Source organism: Actinoplanes sp. NPDC049118, from assembly GCF_040648555.1.
In the GTDB taxonomy this organism is placed as follows: Bacteria; Actinomycetota; Actinomycetes; order Mycobacteriales; family Micromonosporaceae; genus Actinoplanes.
Genome location: NZ_JBEZDY010000004.1, coordinates 153,682 through 174,173, shown reverse-complemented (window position 1 = coordinate 174,173; position 20,492 = coordinate 153,682). Strand labels below are relative to the sequence as shown.

22 protein-coding genes are annotated in these 20,492 nt (G+C 71.3%); 14 read left to right on the top strand and 8 right to left on the bottom strand.

What is annotated here, in order from left to right; genetic code table 11:
• The first annotated feature begins 339 nt into the window (after nt 1–339).
• Nucleotides 340–963, top strand: a complete 624-nt coding sequence (locus AB0B58_RS07680; RefSeq protein ID WP_360219218.1) for a DUF5753 domain-containing protein — start codon at nt 340–342, stop codon at nt 961–963.
• Here the strand turns inward: AB0B58_RS07680 and AB0B58_RS07675 are convergent.
• Genes AB0B58_RS07675 through AB0B58_RS07665 form a run of 3 tightly spaced genes read right to left on the bottom strand, consistent with a single transcriptional unit; the run spans nt 960 to nt 4,086 of the window.
• Nucleotides 960–2,045, bottom strand: a complete 1,086-nt coding sequence (locus tag AB0B58_RS07675; RefSeq protein ID WP_360219215.1) for a zinc-binding dehydrogenase — start codon at nt 2,043–2,045, stop codon at nt 960–962. The two genes, AB0B58_RS07680 and AB0B58_RS07675, sit on opposite strands and share 4 nt — an antisense overlap.
• Complete coding sequence (locus AB0B58_RS07670; protein ID WP_360219212.1) at nt 2,042–3,442, bottom strand: aldehyde dehydrogenase family protein; 1,401 nt, start codon at nt 3,440–3,442, stop codon at nt 2,042–2,044. The genes AB0B58_RS07675 and AB0B58_RS07670 overlap by 4 nt, the downstream gene beginning before the upstream one ends.
• Entirely contained in the window at nt 3,439–4,086 is a 648-nt protein-coding gene (locus AB0B58_RS07665) for a TetR/AcrR family transcriptional regulator (protein ID WP_360219209.1), read from the bottom strand. The genes AB0B58_RS07670 and AB0B58_RS07665 overlap by 4 nt, the downstream gene beginning before the upstream one ends.
• 55 nt (nt 4,087–4,141) lie before the next feature.
• On the opposite strand from AB0B58_RS07665, the gene AB0B58_RS07660 reads away from it, so the two are divergent.
• Nucleotides 4,142–5,314 carry an acyl-CoA dehydrogenase family protein gene (locus AB0B58_RS07660; RefSeq protein ID WP_360219206.1) on the top strand — a complete coding sequence of 391 codons (1,173 nt, stop codon included), beginning with the start codon at nt 4,142–4,144 and terminating at the stop codon, nt 5,312–5,314.
• 25 nt (nt 5,315–5,339) lie between these two features.
• Complete coding sequence (locus tag AB0B58_RS07655) at nt 5,340–6,875, top strand: long-chain fatty acid--CoA ligase (protein WP_360219203.1); 1,536 nt, start codon at nt 5,340–5,342, stop codon at nt 6,873–6,875.
• Here the strand turns inward: AB0B58_RS07655 and AB0B58_RS07650 are convergent.
• The gene (locus AB0B58_RS07650; protein ID WP_360219200.1) at nt 6,852–7,298 is read right to left on the bottom strand and encodes a (deoxy)nucleoside triphosphate pyrophosphohydrolase; all 447 of its coding nucleotides are present in this window, start codon (nt 7,296–7,298) and stop codon (nt 6,852–6,854) included. The two genes, AB0B58_RS07655 and AB0B58_RS07650, sit on opposite strands and share 24 nt — an antisense overlap.
• A gap of 182 nt (nt 7,299–7,480) precedes the next feature.
• On the opposite strand from AB0B58_RS07650, the gene AB0B58_RS07645 reads away from it, so the two are divergent.
• The 4 genes from AB0B58_RS07645 (at nt 7,481) to AB0B58_RS07630 (ending at nt 12,927) form a co-directional block, all read left to right on the top strand.
• A complete protein-coding gene (locus tag AB0B58_RS07645; protein ID WP_360219197.1) occupies nt 7,481–7,792 on the top strand; it encodes a pterin dehydratase in 312 nt (103 codons plus the stop codon).
• A gap of 10 nt (nt 7,793–7,802) precedes the next feature.
• On the top strand, nt 7,803–8,165 hold the full coding sequence (locus AB0B58_RS07640; RefSeq protein WP_360219194.1) for a PH domain-containing protein: 363 nt from the start codon (nt 7,803–7,805) through the stop codon (nt 8,163–8,165).
• Nucleotides 8,166–8,464: 299 nt separating this feature from the next.
• The gene (locus AB0B58_RS07635; protein ID WP_360219191.1) at nt 8,465–11,257 is read left to right on the top strand and encodes a PQQ-dependent sugar dehydrogenase; all 2,793 of its coding nucleotides are present in this window, start codon (nt 8,465–8,467) and stop codon (nt 11,255–11,257) included.
• Nucleotides 11,254–12,927 (top strand): ThuA domain-containing protein, encoded by a 1,674-nt coding sequence (locus AB0B58_RS07630; RefSeq protein ID WP_360219188.1) that lies wholly within the window; start codon nt 11,254–11,256, stop codon nt 12,925–12,927. Before AB0B58_RS07635 ends, AB0B58_RS07630 begins: the two co-directional genes overlap by 4 nt.
• Here the strand turns inward: AB0B58_RS07630 and AB0B58_RS07625 are convergent.
• Genes AB0B58_RS07625 through AB0B58_RS07615 form a run of 3 tightly spaced genes read right to left on the bottom strand, consistent with a single transcriptional unit; the run spans nt 12,924 to nt 15,516 of the window.
• Nucleotides 12,924–13,661, bottom strand: coding sequence for a peptidase E (locus AB0B58_RS07625; RefSeq protein ID WP_360219185.1), 738 nt, complete (start codon nt 13,659–13,661; stop codon nt 12,924–12,926). The genes AB0B58_RS07630 and AB0B58_RS07625 overlap by 4 nt on opposite strands.
• Nucleotides 13,658–14,491, bottom strand: coding sequence for a nucleotidyltransferase domain-containing protein (locus AB0B58_RS07620; protein WP_360219182.1), 834 nt, complete (start codon nt 14,489–14,491; stop codon nt 13,658–13,660). The genes AB0B58_RS07625 and AB0B58_RS07620 overlap by 4 nt, the downstream gene beginning before the upstream one ends.
• 41 nt (nt 14,492–14,532) lie before the next feature.
• Nucleotides 14,533–15,516, bottom strand: a complete 984-nt coding sequence (locus AB0B58_RS07615) for a G5 domain-containing protein (protein WP_360219179.1) — start codon at nt 15,514–15,516, stop codon at nt 14,533–14,535.
• Between the two features lie 264 nt (nt 15,517–15,780).
• On the opposite strand from AB0B58_RS07615, the gene AB0B58_RS07610 reads away from it, so the two are divergent.
• Genes AB0B58_RS07610 through AB0B58_RS07580 form a run of 7 tightly spaced genes read left to right on the top strand, consistent with a single transcriptional unit; the run spans nt 15,781 to nt 19,068 of the window.
• Nucleotides 15,781–16,239, top strand: coding sequence for a lamin tail domain-containing protein (locus tag AB0B58_RS07610; protein WP_360219176.1), 459 nt, complete (start codon nt 15,781–15,783; stop codon nt 16,237–16,239).
• 58 nt (nt 16,240–16,297) lie between these two features.
• A complete protein-coding gene (locus tag AB0B58_RS07605) occupies nt 16,298–16,789 on the top strand; it encodes a MarR family winged helix-turn-helix transcriptional regulator (protein ID WP_360219173.1) in 492 nt (163 codons plus the stop codon).
• Nucleotides 16,779–16,973, top strand: coding sequence for a DNA-binding protein (locus tag AB0B58_RS07600; RefSeq protein WP_360219170.1), 195 nt, complete (start codon nt 16,779–16,781; stop codon nt 16,971–16,973). Before AB0B58_RS07605 ends, AB0B58_RS07600 begins: the two co-directional genes overlap by 11 nt.
• Entirely contained in the window at nt 16,970–17,581 is a 612-nt protein-coding gene (locus AB0B58_RS07595) for a DUF402 domain-containing protein (RefSeq protein WP_360219167.1), read from the top strand. The genes AB0B58_RS07600 and AB0B58_RS07595 overlap by 4 nt, the downstream gene beginning before the upstream one ends.
• Nucleotides 17,582–17,611: 30 nt before the next feature.
• Complete coding sequence (locus AB0B58_RS07590) at nt 17,612–17,965, top strand: metalloregulator ArsR/SmtB family transcription factor (protein WP_360219164.1); 354 nt, start codon at nt 17,612–17,614, stop codon at nt 17,963–17,965.
• On the top strand, nt 17,949–18,443 hold the full coding sequence (locus tag AB0B58_RS07585; RefSeq protein WP_360219161.1) for an SRPBCC family protein: 495 nt from the start codon (nt 17,949–17,951) through the stop codon (nt 18,441–18,443). Before AB0B58_RS07590 ends, AB0B58_RS07585 begins: the two co-directional genes overlap by 17 nt.
• Nucleotides 18,444–18,468: 25 nt before the next feature.
• The gene (locus tag AB0B58_RS07580; protein WP_360219158.1) at nt 18,469–19,068 is read left to right on the top strand and encodes a phosphoesterase PA-phosphatase; all 600 of its coding nucleotides are present in this window, start codon (nt 18,469–18,471) and stop codon (nt 19,066–19,068) included.
• Between the two features lie 15 nt (nt 19,069–19,083).
• On the opposite strand, the gene AB0B58_RS07575 is transcribed toward AB0B58_RS07580, so the two are convergent.
• Complete coding sequence (locus AB0B58_RS07575; protein WP_360219155.1) at nt 19,084–20,445, bottom strand: MFS transporter; 1,362 nt, start codon at nt 20,443–20,445, stop codon at nt 19,084–19,086.
• Nucleotides 20,446–20,492 lie beyond the last annotated feature (47 nt).

Here is a 20,492-nt window from a genome sequence, read left to right as displayed (position 1 = left end):
GAAAACTCCTGTCGGCAACAATCCGATCACAAATTCCTGACAGCAGTGCGCTATCTGCAAAATGCAGACGGCCGAGACCAGGGCACCCGTTCGCGGACTAGAATCTTGGCCGGACGAGAAGCGCGCCGATGCGGTCCGTCGATTATCGTGAGGGCACCACCGCCTCAACTTCCCCTCAGGAGGGAGCCGCTCCTATCCATCCAGGACGACGGCGCAGTCGGACCTCATCAGTAAAAGAGGCTCGTCATGTCACAACCCATCGGACCGGCGGCCGCCCGCGACCGGCTTCGAGCCCCGCTACGTGAGCTGCGAGATTCACTGAGGCTGTCGTCCGATCGCTTGGATCGGGACAGGGAGTGGTGGGCGAGCTACCGCTTCACCGCCGAGTACCCGCACTTCGTCGACCATGAGGCCCGCGCCGCCCGGATCGGCGTGTGTCAGCCGCTCGTCGTGCCCGGCATCCTCCAGACCAGGGCGTACGCGGAAGCGGCCACCGCGGCGATCATCGGCCTGCCGCAGGATCATCCGGCCGTCCTGGCGCGCGTGGAGGTGCGGCTCGGCCGGCAGTTCGACCTGCTGAACCGGATGGCCGGCGCGGACCCACCACGGCTGACCGTCGTTCTCGACGAGATAGTCCTGCGCCGGCCCGTCGGCGGCGCGGCGGTCCTGCGCGCACAGCTCGACGCCCTGCTCGAACTGTCCACGATCGACAGCATCGCGGTGGCGGTGATGCCGACCCGGGACGGCGCCCATGCCGGCCTGGGCGGCTACTTCGAGCTGTTGCGGTTCCCCGGCGGGCAGGAGGACGTCGTCTTCATCGAGTCGACGGCCACCGACTCCCTGCTGACCGGCGCCGCCGCCACCGCGCCGTACCGTGACAGCCTGGACCGGCTGGTCTCCACGCCCGGCGACGGGCGCCCGGCCGCGGAGACCATCGCGCAGATCCGCGACTCGCTCGGCTAGAAGATCACCACCGAGCGGGCGCCCTCGCCGCGGGACATGCGGTCGAACGCCTCCGGGACGTCGGCCAGGCCGATGCGGTCCGTGATCAGGTGGTCCAGGTCGAGCGCACCGGACAGCACGTCCCGCGCCAGCTCCGGCACCTCACGGTCCGGGTCCGACGAGCCGTACACCGACGCGCGCAGCGTGCGGGCACTGTTGAAGATGTCCAGCGCGCTCAGCTGCACCATGTCGTCGGCGCCGCCCATGCCAACGACGGTCACCTGGCCGCCCCGGCGGGTCGTCCGCCAGGCAGCCCGGATCGTCGCCGCGCGGCCCACGCACTCGAACGCGTGGTCCGCGCCCAGCCGCGACGTGAGCGCCCGGATGTCCTTCGTCAGGTTCTCCGAGGAGACCACGAAGTCCGTCGCCCCCGCCGCCTCGGCCAGCGCCTTCTTCGACTCCGACACGTCGACCGCGATGACCGTCGCGGCTCCGGCCGCCCGGGCCGCCGCGACGACCGACAGCCCCACTCCGCCGAGGCCGATCACGACCACGGACGAGCCCGGCGCGACCCGCGCGGTGTTGCGCACCGCGCCGATACCGGTCAGGACCGCGCATCCCAGCAGCGCCGCGCTCTCCCAGGCCAGCTCGTCCGGCACCGCAATGACGGCCTTCTCCGGCACCACGACCTGCTCGGCGAACGCGCCCAGCCCGAGCGTCACGTGCACCGGGGCACCGTCGAGGGTGATGCCGTTCTCCAGCGCCGCCACGTTCGACGCCGCGCACAGCCACGGTTCGTCGTGGATGCAGAACCAGCAGTCGCGGCAGGGCGGTGCCCAGTTCAGCGCGACATGCGTGCCGGCACGCACCCGGGCGACGCCCGCGCCGGCCTCGACCACCTCGCCCGCCGCCTCGTGGCCCAGCACCAGCGGATGTGGCGGGCTCAGCGTGCCGTTCACCATGGACAGGTCCGAGTGGCAGACCCCGGCCGCCTTGATCCGGACCCGGACCTGGCCGGGCCCGACCTCGGGCAGGCGCAACTCCTCGACCGCGGGCGCCGCGCCCCTGTCACGAACGACCAGTCCCCGTATGTAAGCACTCATCGCTGAATCGCCTTCGTCTGCTGGAATTCGGCGAGGCCGTACGGCCCCAGTTCCCGGCCGTGGCCGGACTGCTTGTAGCCGCCGAACGGCGCGGCCGGGTTGAACGAGGCGCCGTTGACGTCGACCGCGCCCGTGCGCATCCGCCGGGCCACCGCCATCGCCCGGTCCTCGCCGCCCCAGACGCCTCCGGCCAGGCCATACCTCGAGTTGTTGGCGATCTCCACCGCGTGGTCGTCGGTGTCGAACGGAATGATCGACAGCACCGGGCCGAAGACCTCCTCCTGCGCCAGTTCGCTCGCCGGGTCGACGTCCGCGAAGACGGTCGGCGCGACGAAGTAGCCCCGGTCCGGAACCGCCGCGTCGCCGGCCACCTGCCGGGCGTCGGCCCGGGCGATGAAGCCGCGGACGCGTTCGCGCTGCGCCGCCGACACCAGCGGTCCGAGGCGGGTTCCCTCGTCGAACGGGTCACCGGTCGAGTATGCCGAGACGGTAGCGGCGGCGAGCTCAACGGCCGCCGGGTAGAGGCTGCGGTGCACCAGCATGCGCGTCCACGCCGTACAGGTCTGACCGGAGTTCAGCAGGGCGTTGCCCACGCCGACCTTGACCGCCTTCGTCAGGTCGGCGTCCTCGAGGATCACGTTGGCGGACTTGCCGCCCAGCTCCAGCGACACCCGGGCGATCCGGTCGGCCGCCGCGTGGGTGATCGCCCGGCCGGTCGCCGTTGAGCCGGTGAACGACACCATGTCAACGTCCGGGTGCCCGGCGATCGCGGCGCCGACCGCCGGCCCGGTCCCGGTCACCAGGTTGAGCACGCCGGGCGGCAGGCCGGCCTCGTCGGCGGCGTCGAACAGCAGGTACGCCACCAGCGGCGTCAGCTCGCTCGGCTTCAGCACCACGGTGCAGCCCGCGGCCAGCGCGGCGGCCACCTTGGCGACGACCTGGTGCAGCGGGTAGTTCCACGGCGTGATCGCCCCGACGACACCCACCGGCTCGCGTACGACCAGCGAGTTGCCGATCGTCTCCTCGCGTACCGGCTCGGCCGCCAGGTCCGCGTACCCCCGGAGAACCGTGAGCGGCAGTCCTGCCTGGACCGCCTTCGCGATCTTGAGCGGCGTGCCCAGCTCGAGCCCGACGGTGCGTGCGATGTCGCCCGCCCGGGCGGCGAGCGACTCGTGCAGCTTGCCGAGCATCGCACCGCGCTCGGCCATCGAGGTCTCCGCCCAGCCGGGGAACGCCAGGCGCGCGGCCGCGACGGCCCGGTCGACGTCCTCGGCGCCGCCGGCGGGCACGTGGCCCAGGATCTCCTCGGTTGCCGGGTTCTCGACCGGGATCGTCTCCGCGGACGACGGCGGCACCCAGGCCCCGCCGAGGTAGATCTTGTCGCGCGACAGGCTCATGTCAGGCTCCCTTTCAGCGAATCCAGGCCGGCCTTCTTCAGTTCCAGGCCGGCGAGAACGGTTTCCAGGCCGAGTGCGAACGCACCCTCGTCGACGCTCTGGCGGCGCTCGGCGAGCAGGTGTGCGTTGCGCAGGTGCGGGTAGCGCTCGTCGTACAGCTCGGGATCCTCGTCGAAGCCTAGGGCGAACGACCCGAGCGCCGCGCCCGTCACGAGATACCGCATCAGGGCGCCGATGTGCGTGGCGCGGCCGGGCGGCCAGCCGGCCGCGATGAGCCCGCCGTAGACGGTGTCGGCCATGGCCAGCGCCGCGGGCCGGCGGCCGGGACCGTGCGCTAGGACCGGGACGATGTTCGGGTGCGCGGAGAGCACCGCGTGGTACGAGTGCGCCCAGAGCCGCAGCGCCTCGCTCCAGTCGTTGCCGGTGAAGTAGGAGACGTCGACCTGGGCGACGACCGCGTCGGCGACGGCGTCCAGGATCTCCGCCTTCGTCGCGAAGTGGTTGTAGAGCGAGGGCCCGGCGACGCCCAGCTCGGTGGCGAGCCGCCGGACCGAGACCGCCTCGAGCCCTTCGGCGTCGACCAGGGCACCGGCGACCTCCACGATCCGCTCTCGGGTGAGCAGCGTGTGCCGGGGCCGGGCCATTTTGACGCTCCTGAAACTCTGGACGGCGCAAAACTTACACCGCTAGTTTTATCACGTGGACTTTTCACTCAGCGACGAGGAGAGGGCGGTCCGTGACACCGCCCGGACATTCATCACCCGCGAGGTCATGCCTCTGGAACAGGAGGCGCTGCGGCGCGAACGGGCGCACCTGCCCGGGCTCGAGCCGAGCGAGCTGCGTGAGCTGCAGCTCAAGGCGAAGAAGTTCGGCTTCTGGGGACTGTCGACCCCCGAGCAGTACGGCGGCATGGACCTCCCGGCGGTCGTCCAGTCGTTGATCTGGACCGAGGTCGGCCGCACGTTCGTGCAGTTCAAGTTCGGCGGCGAGGCCGACAACATCCTGTATCACGCCAACGACCAGCAGAAGGCCGAGTATCTCGTCCCGACGATCGAGGGCGACCGGATCTCCTGCTTCGCCATCACCGAGCCGGGCGCCGGCTCCGACGCGGCGAACATCAAGCTCAGCGCCCGGCGCGACGGCGACGACTGGATCCTCAACGGGGAGAAGACGTTCATCACGAACGGCAACGACGCCGACTTCGTGATCGTCGTCGCGGTCACCGACCGGGAGAAGGGCGTCCGCGGCGGCGGCACGACCGCGTTCCTGGTCGACCGCGACATGGGCTGGCGCTCCGAGTTCATCCAGACCATGGGCGAGGGCGGCCCGGCGTCGCTGATCTTCGACAACGTCCGGGTGCCCGCCCGCAACATCCTCGGCGAGATCGGCCAGGGCTTCGAGCTGGGCATGAAGTGGATCGGCAAGGGCCGCTACCTGATCCCGTCGAACGCGGTCGGCATCGCCGAGCGCGCGCTCGGCATGGCGATCGAGTACGCGAACACCCGCGAGACCTTCGGCACCACGATCGGCACCAACCAGGCGATCCAGTGGATGATCGCCGACTCCGAGGTGGAGCTGGAGGCGGCCCGGTGGCTCATCCTGCGGGCCGCGTGGACCGTGGACCAGGGCGACGACCCGCGGCACGCCTCGTCGATGGCGAAGCTCTACGGCGCCAACATGGTCAACAACGTCGTCGACCGGGTGATGCAGATACACGGCGGCATGGGCTACACCCGCGAGCTGCCGATCGAGCGCTGGTACCGGCAGGTCCGGCTGATGCGCATCTACGAGGGCACCGACGAGATGCAGCGGCTGATCATCTCCCGCGACCTGCTGCGCGGGTACACCAAGATCGGCGGGCACCTGGCATGACGCAGGCGCCGGAAGGAGGCTCGACATGACCATGTTGTCGCTGGCGGCGGTCCTGGCCGAGGGCGCACGCCGGTACCCGGGGAAGGTCGCGGTCGTCGACTGCGACGACCGGATCACCTACCGGGAGCTCTGGGACCAGTCCCTGTCCTACGCCGCGGGCCTGCGCGAGTTCGGCGTCGGCCCGGGCGACACCGTCGCCGTCCTGATCCCCAACGTGGCCGACTTCCCCCGGGCCTACTTCGGGGCGCTCGCGGTGGGCGCGCGGATCGTCCCGGTCCATCTGCTGCTGACCGCGAGCGAGATGGCGTACGTGCTGCGCGACAGCGGCACCGACGTGCTCGTGGCGCACTCCAGCCAGTTGCGGACGGCGGCCGCCGCGGCGGAGCTCGCCGGCGTCCGGCTGGTGAGCGTCGGCCCGATGCCGCCGGGCGTGCCCGACGCGCCGCCGCGGCTGGAGGAGGCCGCGGCGGCCGCCACCCCGCTGCCGACCTACGTGAGCCGGGAGGCCGAGGACGTCGCGGTGGTCTTCTACACCAGCGGCACCACGGGCGAGCCGAAGGGCGCCCTGCTGACCCACCTCAACCTGGTCATGAACGCGACCGTGAACATCTTCGACGCGAACGACGCGCGCGAGGACGACGTGGTCCTGGGCTGCCTGCCGCTGTTCCACACCTTCGGCCAGACCGTCGGCATGAACGGCACCTTCCGGCTGGGCGGGACCCTCGTGCTGCTGGCCCGCTTCACCGGCGAGGCGGCGATCGACCTGATGGTCCGCGAGCGGGTGACCGTCTTCCACGGCGTACCGACGATGTACATCGGCCTGGTCGAGGCGGCGGCGAAAGCGGACAAACTGCCCGACTTGCGACTCTGTGTATCGGGCGGGGCATCACTGCCGGTGGCCGTGCTCGAGCGGTTCAGCGAGGTCTTCCGCTCCACGGTCTACGAGGGCTACGGCCTGTCCGAGACGTCGCCGACGGCGACCACCAATCAGCCCGCGTTCGGCACCCGCGCCGGCTCGATCGGGCACCCGATCTGGGGCGTCGAGGTGGAGATCGCCCGGGCGGAGATCGACGAGCGCATCGAGCTGCTGCCGGTCGGCGAGCTCGGCGAGATCGTGATCCGCGGCCACAACGTCTTCGCGGGCTATCTGAACCGGCCCGAGGAGACCGCGAAGGCGCTGGTCGACGGCTGGTTCCGCAGCGGCGACCTGGGCGTCAAGGACGCCGAGGGCTTCATCACGATCGTCGACCGCAAGAAGGACCTGGTCATCCGGGGCGGCTTCAACGTCTACCCACGCGAGGTGGAGGAGGCCCTGGCCCGGCACCCGGCCGTGGTGCAGGTCGCGGTGATCGGGGTGCCCGACGAGGTGCACGGCGAGGAGATCTGCGCCGTCGTCGTCGCCGGCCCCGGGGGCGTCACCGAGCAGGAGCTCATCGACTGGTCGCGGGAGCGGCTGGGCCGGCACAAATACCCGCGCCAGGTCCGGTTCGTCGACGCCCTGCCGATGGGGCCCAGCTTCAAGGTGCTCAAGCGCGAGCTACGCAAGACCTTCGGATCGTAGGGAGGCCAGCAGCCTGGGCAGCTCGGCCACGATCGGCTTGTCCGCCGGCAGCCATGGGACGCTGTCCAGCTCGCCGGCGGTCAGCCAGCGCATCGCCGAGTGCTCGAGGGCGCGTGGCCGGTCGCCGTTCAGCAGCGTCACCGCGTAGACCCGCAGGATGGCTCGGCCGTGCGCCAAGGGCACGTCCGGGCCCACCCGGGCGCCCACCCGCACCCGGACGCCGAGCTCCTCGGCGCACTCGCGGGCCAGCGCCTCGGCGTCGGTCTCCCCGGGCTCGACCTTGCCGCCCGGGAACTCCCAGCGCCCGGCGGCCTCCGGTGGCGCCGAGCGCTCGCAGGCGAGCACCCGGCCATCGGTCACGATCACAGCCGCGACAATCACTCTGGGTGATGTCCGGCCGCTGACGTGGTGTTCGTGGCGCATGAGCCAAGAGCGTGCCACAAAACTTGGCCGATCAGGTTGCCCGAGCCGTCCCGATCGTCACGAGAACACGGATATGTGGGCGTGGACATAGTTGACGGGGGAGGCGAGACTGTTTGGCACCGACCATGACGACACGGCGACAGTTTGGCCACAAGCCGGCAACGACGCCAGGGAGGTGGGCCATGCGGGGCAGAAAAACACGCGGCATCCGCTCCGACTACTTGAGCGATGCGCTCGCGGTGCTCGGCGGGTGGACCCGGGACGGCGTCCAGCTGAAGCGCGTCCTCGCCTGCGACGAGAGCCAGCATGCCGCATTGACGGAACGGATCAAGGTCGCCGCCGACACGCTGCGCCTGCGCCCCAGCATCCGGCGGATGGACGGTCACACGCAGATCCTGCTCGGCGCGTCCGACGGCGTGGCCATCACCGACGGTGAGGTTACCCTCGCAGCCCGCATCGAGGATGCGTACCGCACGGTGGTCGGGCCCCAGTAGCCTTTCGACCATGACGGCACCGGTTTACGACAGCAAGGGCCAGCTCCAGCAGATCGAGAGCGGCCTGCTCGAGGGCGAACAGATCATCGCGGTGTACGACGCGATCGGCGCCGGCACCGGCTTCATCGGGCTCACCACCCGCCGCGTGATCATCCAGGACAAGTCGTTCGTCGGGAAGCGCATCGCGATCACGAGCATCCCGTACTCCAAGGTGAGCAGCGTCAGCGTGGTCAGCAACAAGAGCTGGGCGGGTCAGTTCTTCTCGAGCGGCACCATCGCGATCACGGTCGGCACGCACACCTACGAGGTCGAGTTCCGGGGCACGGAGAAGACCCAGCACGTGCACAACGTGATCCTGCACTACGCGTCCTAGCTCCCGCTTCGCCCCGCGCCCACGACGGCCCGGCCCGCACGCCCGCTTTGTCCGGGCTGCGGGCCGGGCTTTTTGCGTGATGAACAAAAGTCCGACCGGGACTGACGAAAGTATGGACAGCTGCGCCGCAAGTTACTAACGTTTGCACACTGTTACACGTTAGTAACAAGTGGCGAGATCATCCCCGGGGTCTCGGCGCTTGGCCAGGGCTCGGCGTATCGGCGCAAGGTAGCCCACACCTGGCAACTCCCCTACGTCAGGAAAGGGACTGGACCCCTATGTCCGTCAGACATCGACGAATGCCCAGGCTTCGATATACAGCAGGTGCGGCGCTGCTCGTCGCCGCGAGCCTGGTCGCCACGGCGGCGCCCGCGCAGGCACACGACATCGACCCCGCCGACTTCCAGCAGGTGACGCTCGCCAAGGGAGTCGCCGAGGTCGGCGAGCCGATGGCCATCGCCGTGCTGCCCGACTCCTCGGTGCTGCACACCGCCCGCAACGGCACGCTGCGGCGCACCGACCGGAACGGCACCACGACCGTCGTCGGCACGCTCGCCGTATACAGCCACGACGAGGAGGGGTTGCAGGGCGTCGGCGTCGATCCCGGCTTCGCCACCAACCGGCAGATCTACCTCTACTACGCGCCGCCGCTGACCACCCCCGCCGGGGACGCGCCGAGCACCGGCTCGGACTGGTCCGCGTGGACCGGCGTCAACCGGCTCTCCCGCTACACGCTCAACGCCGACTTCACCCTCAACACCGCCAGCAAGGTCGACGTCCTGGACGTGCCCGCCACCCGCGGCCTCTGCTGCCACGTCGGCGGGGACATCGACTTCGACGCGGCCGGCAACCTCTACCTGTCCACCGGCGACGACAGCAACCCGTTCGACTCGGCGGGCTACTCGCCGATCGACGAGCGCGCCGACCGCAACCCCGGCTACGACGCCCAGCGCAGCGCCGCCAACACCAACGACCTGCGCGGCAAGGTGCTGCGCATCAAGGTGAACGCCAACGGGACCTACTCCGTCCCCGCCGGCAACCTCTTCGCGCCCGGCACGGCGAACACCCGGCCCGAGATCTACGCGATGGGCTTCCGCAACCCGTTCCGGATGAGCGTCGACAAGGCGACCGGCGTCGTCTACCTCGGCGACTACGGCCCCGACGCGGGTTCCACCGATCCGAACCGCGGCCCGAGCGGCCAGGTCGAGTTCAACCGGATCACCAGCCCGGGCAACTACGGCTGGCCGTACTGCACCGGCACGAACACCAGCACCGAGACCTACAACGAGTGGAACTTCGCCACCGGCGGCACCGGCGCGAAGTACGACTGCGCCGGCGGCCCGACGAACAACTCGTTCCGCAACACCGGGCAGACCAAGCTCCCGCCGGCCCGGCCGGCCTGGATCCGGTACGCGGGCGACGCGGGCAGCCCGCCCGAGTTCGGCGGCGGTTCGGAGTCACCAATGGGCGGCCCGGTCTACCGCTACGACGCAGGCCTGAACTCCCCGACCAAGTTCCCGCAGTCGCTCGACGGGCACTTCTTCGCCGGCGAGCTGGGCCGCGGCTGGATCAAGCCGATCCACGTCGGAGCGGACGGCTCGGTCGGCGAGATCTCGAGCTTCCCGTGGGTAGGTAAGCAGGTCATGGACATGGCCTTCGGGCCGGAGGGCTCGCTCTACGTCCTCGACTACGGCACCGGCTACTTCAACGGCGACGCCAACTCGGCGCTGTACCGCTTCGACTACCTGGCCGGCTCGAACCGGGCACCGACCGCGGTGGCGAGCGCCAGCAGGACGTCCGGTCAGGCGCCGCTGACGGTCGCCTTCTCCTCGGCCGGATCCTCCGATCCGGAGGGTGGTGCGCTCACCTACTCGTGGAACTTCGGCGACGGCACCAGCACCAACTCCGCGAACCCGTCGAAGACCTACACGGCCAACGGCACGTACACGGTCACGCTGACCGCGCGGGACGCCGAGGGCCTGACGGGCACGGCGAACGTGACCATCACGGTCGGCAACACCGCGCCGGCGGTGAAGATCAACAGCCCGTTCAACGGCGCGCTCTTCTCGTACGGCGCGACGATCCCGTTCTCGATCACCGTCACCGACCCGGAGGACAGCTCGATCAACTGTGCCGCCGTGAAGATGACCTACGTACTCGGCCACGACAGCCACGGCCACCAGATCACCTCGCAGAACGGCTGCACCGGTTCGATCACCATCCCGGTCGACGGCGAGCACGACTCGGCGGCGAACATCTTCGCGGTCTTCGATGCCGAGTACACCGACGCGGGCGGCCTGACCACGCACACCCAGCACACGCTGCAGCCGCGGCACCGGCAGGCCGAGCACTTCAAGACCGCGTCCGGCGTCGACCCGATCGGCAAGACGCAGGCCGAGGGCGGCGCGACCGTCGGCAACATCAACAACGGGGACTGGATCGCGTTCGAGCCGTACCGGCTGAACAACGCGACGTCCTTCACCGCCCGGGTCTCCTCCGGCGGCGCCGGCGGCACGCTGCAGATCCGGACCGGGTCTCCGACCGGCACGGTGCTCGGCTCGGCCACGGTGCCGGTGACCGGCGGCTGGGAGACCTTCACCAACGTCACGGGTACGGTCAGCGGCGCGCCGGCCAGCACCGGCACCCTCTATCTGACCTTCGCCGGAGGTTCCGGGGCGCTGTTCGACGTGGACGCGTTCACGCTGAACACCGGGGCGGGCCCGATCGTCGGGCTGGCGGGCAAGTGCCTGGACGTCGCCGGCGGCGCCACGGCCGACGGCACGAAGATCCAGCTCTACACCTGCAACGGCACCGCCGCGCAGAACTGGACCGTCACCCCGAACGGCCCGGTCAAGGCGCTCGGCAAGTGCCTGGACGTCGCCGGCGGCGCGACCGCCAACGGCACCAAGACACAGCTCTACACCTGCAACGGCAGCGGCGCGCAGACGTGGGCCGCCAACGCCGACGGAAGTCTGCGCAACCCGCAGTCGGCCAGGTGCCTCGATGTCAGCCAGAACAGTTCGGCCAACGGCCAGCAGATCCACATCTGGGACTGCCTGGGCGCCGCCAACCAGAAGTGGGTGCTGCCATGATCGGCAAGTTGTTAGCTGCCCTGATGTTGCTACCCGCCCCGGCGGCGGTGGCCGACGCTCCGTACGACGTGCTGGTCTTCTCCCGCACGGCCGGATTCCGGCACGACTCCATCGCGGCCGGCACCCAGGCCATCCGTGACCTGGGCGCCGCCAACGGCTTCTCGGTGACCGCGACCGAGGACCCGGCGGTGTTCACCGCCGCCGGGCTGGCCGGCTACGAGGCCGTCGTCTTCCTCAACACGACCGGCGACGTGCTCGACAACAGCCGGCAGACCGCGTTCGAGAGCTACATCCGCGGCGGCGGTGGCTACGTGGGCGTGCACGCCGCCGCCGACACCGAGTACGACTGGCCGTTCTACGGCCAGCTGGTCGGCGCGTGGTTCGCGTCGCACCCGGCGATCCAGCCGGCCGCGGTGGTGGTCGGTGACCGCGCCCACCCGGCGACGGCGCACCTGCCGCAGCGCTGGAACCGCACCGACGAGTGGTACAACTACCGCACCAACCCCCGCTCTACCGCCCGCGTGCTGGCCACCCTGGACGAGGGCTCGTACTCGGGCGGCGGCATGGGCGCCGACCACCCGCACGTCTGGTGCAAGACGCTCGACGGCGGCCGGTCGTTCTACACCGGCGGCGGCCACACGATCGAGTCCTACGCGGACCCGGCCTTCCGGGCACACCTGCTCGGCGGCATCCGGTACGCGGCCAGGGCGGCCGACGCCGACTGCCGCCCGGAGACCGGTTACACGTCGCTGTACAACGGCTCGACCGCCGGCTGGTCGCAGGCCGGTCCGGGCAGCTTCACCAACAGCGACGCGACCCTCACCTCGGTCGGCGGCATGGGCCTGTTCTGGTACAGCGGGAAGCAGTTCACCAACTACTCGCTGAAGCTGGACTGGCGGCTGGCCGGCGACGACAACTCGGGCGTGTTCCTCGGCTTCCCGCCGTCGACCGACCCGTGGTCGGCGGTGAACAACGGCTACGAGGTGCAGATCGACGCGACGGACGCCGCGGACCGCACCACCGGCGCGGTCTACACGTTCAAGTCCGCCGACCTCGCCGCCCGCGACGCCGCGCTCAACCCGCCCGGCGCGTGGAACACCTACGAACTGCTGGTCGAGGGCGAGCGCCTGCAGGTGTTCCTGAACGGCACGAGGATCAACGACTTCACCAACACCGACCCGGTCCGCTCGCTTGCCGGCCACATCGGCCTGCAGAACCACGGCGACGGGGACGACGCCTCGTTCCGCAACATCCGGATCAAGGAACTGGGCGGTACCCCGCCCGTCCCGGGCGTCGGCCCGATCGTCGGGCTGGCGGGCAAGTGCCTCGACGTGGCCGGCGCCGGCACGGCGAACGGCACGAAGATCCAGCTGTACACCTGCAACGGCAGCGGCGCGCAGAACTGGACCGTGATCCCGAACGGCGCGATCGAGGCGCTGGGCAAGTGCCTCGACGTCGCCGGCGGCGGCTCGGCCAACGGCACCAAGGCCCAGCTGTACACCTGCAACGGCACCGGCGCGCAGAACTGGTCGGCCCAGTCCGACCAGACCCTGCGCAATCCGCAGTCCGGCAGGTGCCTGGACGTGAGCCAGAACAACCCGGCCGACGGCCAGCAGATCCACATCTGGGACTGCCTGGGCGCGGCCAACCAGAAGTGGGTGCTGCCCTAGAACTCCAGAACTCTGGTGGGCAGCGGCGTCTCGGTCACCGAGCCGTCCGCTGCCCGCTTGAGCTCGTAGCCCAGCGGGCCCTCCTTGTCGGCCACCACCTCGGCCAGCCGGGTGCCGCGGTAGACCAGCCCGGCGCCGTCGTCGGTCGCGTAGCCGTCGCCGAGCGTCCCGTCGCCGATCAGCTTGTGCATCATCGGCCGGCGCTGCTCCTCGCCGTCGTAGTGCACCCCGTTGCTGTACGGCAGCCAGCCCAGCCCGTCGGTGAACGCCCGCAGCTCGGGTCCGAAGCTGTCGGTGCTGCCGCCCCGGTGCCAGCAGATCGAACCGGCGGACACGCCGCCCAGCACGATCCCGGCCTGCCACGCCTCGTGCAGGATCTCCTCGATACCGTGCACCCGCCAGACCGCGACCAGGTTGGCGACGCTGCCGCCGTTGACCCAGATCACGTCCTGGTCGAGCAGGTGCGCGCGGATGTCGTCGTGATTCGGCATCGGGAAGAGCTGCAGGTGCGAGGCCCGGTAGCTGGTCTTCGCGAACGCCGCGTAGGTCGCTCCGATGTAGTCGGCGGGGTCACCTATCGCCTGGTGCAGGAAGCAGAACCTGGCGGTCTCGCCGGCGTTCGCCAGCTCCGCGGCGAAGTGGTGGATCGGCCCGACCTGCAGGTCGAACAAGCCGTAGCGGCCGCGCCGGAATCCGGCGCTCGTGGCGAGAATCGTGGGTTCGTCGGCTGTCATCGCGACATCATGGCGCACGCGTCGGCGGTCTCCAGAACGAGGTCGGTGGCGGCGTCCAGCGCCGCGGCGAGGTGCACCGGGTCGCCGTCCAGGCCGGCGAAGAGGGCGTCGACCCGCTCGGCGAGACGCGGCGGCGCGCCGGGCAGGGCGGCGGACGCGGCCACCGCGCCCTTTTCGTTGATCAGCCAGCGCCCGGCCGCGCCGTGCAGCGCGTGCGCACACACCCCCACCAGCCGGAACAGGCAACCGGCCAGGTAGGCCGAGTCCCCGCGCGGCACCGCCTTGCGTGCGACTCCGACGAGGAAGTCCGCCTCCCACAGGCCGGCGACGAGGCTCTCGCGCAGCGCGGGCGGGAAGACCCGGGCCCGCCCCTGCAGCGCCGCCAGCTCGCCGGCCGGATCGGCCAGGACCACCCCGAGGGCGACCTCTCCCGCGTACGCGAAGTCCGGCACGCCCAGCGGATGGCCCACCTGCGCGTGGAACGCGTACCGGCCCTGCTCCGCGTCCGCGCACGCCTGCTCGACCCGGCGCACGTCGCGGTAGATCCAGTCGACCGCCGCGCCGTCGACGGTCAGCCAGCCGCCGCCGTCCACCCACGGTCCCCACTCGCCGGGCGAGGTGACCCGCGCCGCCGGGCCGCCGAAGACCCTGGCCCGCTCCGCCAGCGCCGCCACGTCGAGCGGCGCGCGGTAGTAGACGCCCAGGTCGGTATCGGAGTCCGGGGTGTGCGTGCCCCGGGCCCGGCTCCCGCCCAGCAGCACGCCGGTAACGCCGGGCACCTCGGCCAGGCTCGCGGCGAGCTCGTGCAGCCGCGTGTCGCTCAACGCCACCCGGTCATCCTGCCGCACCGCGGTTCGCCCGAGCCGGCGGACTACCCTTGTTCGCCGTCCGGTTGCCGGTCGTCCTCGCCGGCCCCCGGCGTGGCGACCGTCGCGGGATCCTGCGCGGCGTCCTTGGCGGCGTTCTTCGAGACGTCCTTCGCGGCATCCTTCCCGGCGTCCCTCGGCTCCGCCTCGCAGGGAAGCGTGAGCTGGAGCTCGTCGATGTCGACGGGGGTGAGCAGGCTCAGGTCGCCGTCGATGAGGTCCTCCTGGCGCCGATCGCCGTTTCCGTCGATGCAGGCGGTGCCGCGGCCGAGACCGATGCACGGCCCGAGCCCGAGCTGGCATTCCCGCCGGTGCGGGAGCCCGCCGCCGAGGCCGTTGCCACGCCGGTTGCCGAAGGCCACCACCCGGTGCTGCGGTTCGCGGGTGACGGTCGAGTCGATGAGCCGGCGACCCGTCTCCTTGCTGCCGGTGAAGGTCACCTCGTAGTGCAGCACCCGCTCGCCGGGTATCCCGGGCGTCTGGATCCTCCTGCTGCCGGGCGGCAGGGACGGATCCCGGATCAGCCTGGTCCGGAACGGGATCGACTCGGACTCCGAGACGCGCTCGACGCGCACCACGAGGCCCGCGGGCCCGGCCACCCGGACGGATCCGCCCGCCGGCGACGCGGCGGCACCGGCGGAGTTCCCGCCGCCGACCGGAGTCGTCCGGCGCGGCGTCCGGGTCGCGGTCCGATCCGCCTCGGCGGGCCCGGACCGGCCGTCGTCCGCCGGCTCCGCCCCGGCGCGGCCGGTGTTCGGCAGGCCCGCGCTCTGGTCACCGCCGCTCCGGCCTGCCGGGCCCTGGCCACCACCGTCCTGACCGGCGGCGTCCTCGGCGCCGAGTTCCGAGGCGTCGGGCGGGGGCAGCTCGACGACGGACGAATCGCTGCCGACTGCGTTCACCACTCGCGTGTCCGTGCTCGTCAGGGCGGCGATACCCGCCGCCGAGCCGGCCACGACGACGAGCGCCCCGAGCCCGGCGGTGGCCATCCGTACCCCGAATGGCAGCCGCGCCCAAAATGACTTTCGCGGCGTTTCGAGTAGATGCTGCCAGGAATCACTAGATGTCTGGATTAGCACCAAAGCATTGTGCTTCCGCGGACTCCCGGCGCCAGCGTCAAAGCCGCACCCGAAAGGATGACGGTCGCCCGTGCGACGGCTATCCGACACCGGCGGCAGGCCGCACTCCAGGTCCCTGACCGGGCCGGAATCGGGCCGAGAATCGCGGACACGCCCACGATTCCTGGAGGTACGGTGCGCAGAACGATCAGCATCCTCGCGGCGACGACGATGGCGGTCGCCGGCTCGCTCGCGATCGGCGCCCCCGCCTCGGCCGCCACGCCGAGCCTGCGCTTCCACGGCGCCCAGTACGACTCACCGGGCAAGGACAACCGCAGCAACGCGAGCCTCAACAGCGAGTGGATCTCTTTGATCAACAGCGGTAACAAGCCGGTCAACCTCAGCCGCTACACGATCCGCGACGCGTCGAACCACGTGTACACGTTCGGCAACGTGACGATCGCCGCCAAGGGCGGCCGCATCTGGCTGCACACCGGCAAGGGCACCAGGAGTGGCCGCGTCGTCTACTGGGGCAGCGGCAACTACATCTGGAACAACACCGGCGACACGGCGACGCTGCGCAACGCCGCCGGCAAGAACCTCGACGCCTGTTCGTGGAGCTCGCGGAAGGACCGGGTCTGGGTCGCCTGCTGACCAGCCGGACGAACGCTGTCCGGCCTCGGCCTCGAGGTCAGGCCGTACGATCGGTGCCATGGCCGCCACCCCGCCTCCCGTGCCGCTCAGCGGCGAGGAGCAGGCGGTCATGCGCGCCTTCGGCCGGCTGATCCAGGTCCTGCCGCGCCTGCTCGACGCCGACCTCGAGCGGGACCAGCGCATGTCCCTGAGCGAGTACACCGCCCTGCGGCACCTGTCGGAGACCGAGGACCGGCGGATGCGGATGAGCGAGCTCGCCGCGGCCTGTGACATGTCGCTGAGCGGCATGACCCGGCTGGCCGGCAAACTCGAGTCGCTCGGCTACCTGAAGCGGATCCGCTGCGAGCTGGATGCCCGCGGCTCCAACGCGGTGCTCACTCCCGCCGGCCTCGCCCGGCTGCGGGAGGCCTGGCCGGATCACCTGGCCAGCGTGCGGCGGCACATCTTCGATCACCTGGAGGGCATGGATCTGCGCCGGCTCGCGACGGTGCTCGAGGCGATGACCGGCTCCGCCGGGCCGGCGTGCAACAGTTCTTCGCATGACGACTGACGACCTGCCGGCCGGCATCGGCGCTCCCGCCACGCGGGCCCTGCACCTCGCGGGATATCACCGCCTGGCGGAGCTCGACGGCGTCAGCCGGGCCTCGCTGGCCGCGTTGCACGGCGTCGGGCCCAAGGCGCTGCGCATCCTGGCTGAGGCCCTCGGCGCACGCGGCATGTCGCTGGCCGAGTGACGTTCGATCCCGGTCAACCGGTCGTCCGGCGCTACCTGCACGCCGACCGCCGCATCGCCGCCGCGCAGGCCGCACTGGTCGTCGCCGACGACGCGGACGGGCTGCTGCTGTGGAGCGACATCGGCGCCGAGACCATGCGGCGCACCGATCTGTCCGGCGGGCCGACCCGGCACCTGAGCATCGCCGCCGAGGTGGCGATGCCCACGATGTTGAGCCCGAGCCACCACCGGGGCTTCCGCACGCTGCTGCTCATGCCGCCCGGCGCCGCCCATTCGGTCTCCTGGAACTGGCTCGCGGACGGCACGTTCGCCGGCTGGTACGTCAACCTGGAGACGCCGGCCCGGCGCTGGTCCGGCGGGGTGGACACCCGTGACCAGTCGCTCGACGTGCTGGTCGGCGCCGACCGCGCGTGGCTGCTGAAGGACGAGGACGACCTGGCGGCGCTGGACCCGGCGGAGGCGGCGGCCGTCCGGGCCGAGTGCGTACGGGTGACCGGGCTCATCGACGCGGCGGCCTTCCCCTTCGACGACAGCCGGCGGGGCTTCCGGCCGCCCGCCGGCTGGATCCCGGCGACGCTGCCGGCCTGGTGGGACGCCGTACCGGCTTGACGTATTCCGTTATGGGTATACGATCTGCCCATGGCGCGAGCGGCGACGACTACGGACGCGTTCAACGCGGTGGCAGAGCCCCGGCGGCGGCAGATCCTCGACCTCCTCGCGGCGGGCGAGCGGCCGGTCAACGACCTGGTCGAGCTGCTCGGGCTGGCGCAGCCTCAGGTCTCCAAACACCTGCGCGTGCTGCGCGAGGTCGACCTGGTGCGCGTCCGCGACGAGGGACGGCACCGGATGTACCGGATCAACGCCGAACCGCTGAAGACCATCCACGACTGGCTCAGCGGATACGAACAGTCGTGGAACACCCGGTTCGACCTCATGGACGACGTTCTAGACGAGCTCAGGAAAGCGGAGGAAGCAGATGGCGACCACGACTAGGGGCACGGCGAAGGTCACGCTGCCGGCCGACAACCAGATCCTGATCACCCGCGAGTTCAACGCACCCGCGCGGCTGGTCTGGAAGGCATACACCACGCCGGAGCTCATCAAGCGCTGGTGGAGCGGCGACCACGGCACCGTCACGATCGCCGAGGTCGACCTGCGGGTCGGCGGCGGATGGCGCTACGTGATGGAGGCCGAGGGCGGCTTCGAGGTTGCCTTCCACGGCGTCTACCACGAGATCCAGGAGCCCGAGCGCCTGGTCAACACCGAGGCCTACGAGGGCATCCCCGATCCGGACGAGCACGCGGCGCTGGTCACGACGACCCTGACCGAGAAGGACGGCCGCACGTTCATGGAGATGCTGGTCGAGCACCGCGACCAGGCGGACCGGGACGCGCACGTCAACTCCGGCATGGAGGCCGGCATGCAGGTCTCCATGGACCACCTCGAACTGGTCGCCGCCGCACTGGCCTGACCGCCGACACTGCGATCATGGGGCGGTGACCATCGCCGAGACCCCCGTCCGTGACCGCCTGGCCCGGATCACGTCCGAGGTGCTCGCGCCCGCCGTCCTGGTCGCGGTCCTGATGCTGGTGGTCGGCTGGCACGCCGGCGACGAGCCCGGCGTGTCGCGCTGGTGGGGACTGCCGGGGGCGCTCTTCGCCGCCGGCATCCCGCTGGCGTACGTCCTGCGGGGCGTCCGGACGGGACGGTTGACCAGCCACCACATCCCGGAACGCGAACACCGCCGGTTGCCGCTGCTGTTCGGAATCGGGTCGGTGGCGGTCGGCCTGCCGGCGCTGGTGCTGCTCGGCGCCCCGCGCGACGTGCCGGCGTTGATGGCGGCGGGCGGCGCGGGCCTGCTGGTCTTCGCGGCGGTGACGCACTGGTGGAAGATGTCGATCCACGCGGGCGTGGCGGCGGGCACGGTGGCGACCCTGGTCGCGGTGTACGGCCCGATCGCCCTGCTCGGCGCGCCGCTGGCGCTGCTGGCCGGCTGGTCCCGGGTACGCCTGTCGGCGCACACGACGGCACAGGTGGTCGCGGGTGCGCTGGTCGGGGCGCTGATCGCCGCGACGGTCTTCCCGGCGCTGCGCTGATCCCAGGTCTACGGCTCAGGCCCTGCCCGCCGGGGTCGCGCCCACCCGCAGACCGACGAGGATCACGACCACCGCGAGCAGGCCGGTGAAGGCGAACGAGCCGGCGAACTCCAGGAGCGCGAACAGCAGGCCCGCGACCGCCAGCGCCGCGCTGCCGCCGACCGCGTCCGTGATGCTCTTCGCCGCCGTGTTGAAGCCCTGCTCCCCCGCCGCCGACAGGGCGAGCACCAGGGTGCTGATCCGCGGATACAACGTGCCCATGCCCGCGCCCGCCGCGAACCAGCCGATCGCCGCCGCCGCGGGCGGCAGGTGCAGCACGACGGTCGCCCACTCGGCGCCGGCCCCGGCGGCGAGCAGCACCGCGCCGGCGCGGATCGCCGTACCCGGATCGAGCCGGTCGCCCAGCCGGCTCTGCACCGCCGAGGCCAGCGCCCACGCGATCGCGCCCGCCGTCAGCGTGATGCCGGAGAGCCAGGCCGGCAGGCCGTAGCGGTCGTGCAGCAGCAGCGGCAGGAAGGCCTCGGTGCCGAAGAACACCCCGCCCGCGAAACCGCAGAGCGCGACCGTCGCCGGCAGCCCCGCCCTGATCCGGTACGTGCCGGGCGGCACCAGATTGCGCAGCGCGACACCGATGACCAGCAGGACGACCGGCACGAGCAGCCACGCGGTCGCCGGCTCGAACTCGCCGAGCGAGCTCAGCGCCACCACGCTGACCGCCACCACGGTGGCCTCGACAACCCGGCGCGCATCGGCGGCCGACGCCGGCAGCCGGTCGGCGCCGGCCCGGTCGCGGCCGCGCAGCGAGGGCAGCATCAGCGCGGTCGCCACGGCCACCAGTGCGACCACGCCGAGGAACACCCAGTGCCAGCTCAGCGCCGAGGCGACCAGGCCGGCCGCGAAGGGCCCGACCATCGACGGCAGGACCCAGGCGGACGCGAACGCCCCGAAGATCCGGATGTGCAGGCTCGCCGGGTAGACCATCGCGACGAGCACGTACAGCGCGACGGTCTCGCCGCCCGCGCCGAGCCCCTGCAGGAAACGCCCGGCCACGAACACCGGCATCGTGCTCGCCGTGCCGGCGAGGGCGAGGCCGAGCGTGAAGACGCCCACCGAGGCGAGCAGCGGCACGGCCGGGCCGCGCCGGTCGGCCCAGGAACCGAAGGCCACCATGCCGACCACCCCGGCGGCGAGCGTCGACGAGAAGGCCAGGGCGTATAGCCCGCGCCCGTCCAGGTCGGCGGTCACGACGGGCATGATCGTCGTGACCGCGAGCGACTCGAACGCGGCCAGGAAGACCAGGCTCCAGGCGCCGACGGTCGTCAACGCGTACGGCCGTTGCAGGATGCCGGCCGGTCGGGTCTCGCTCTCCACACTCACTGCCCGAACCTAGGACCTCAACCCGGCTTCAGGTCAAAACCGCACGG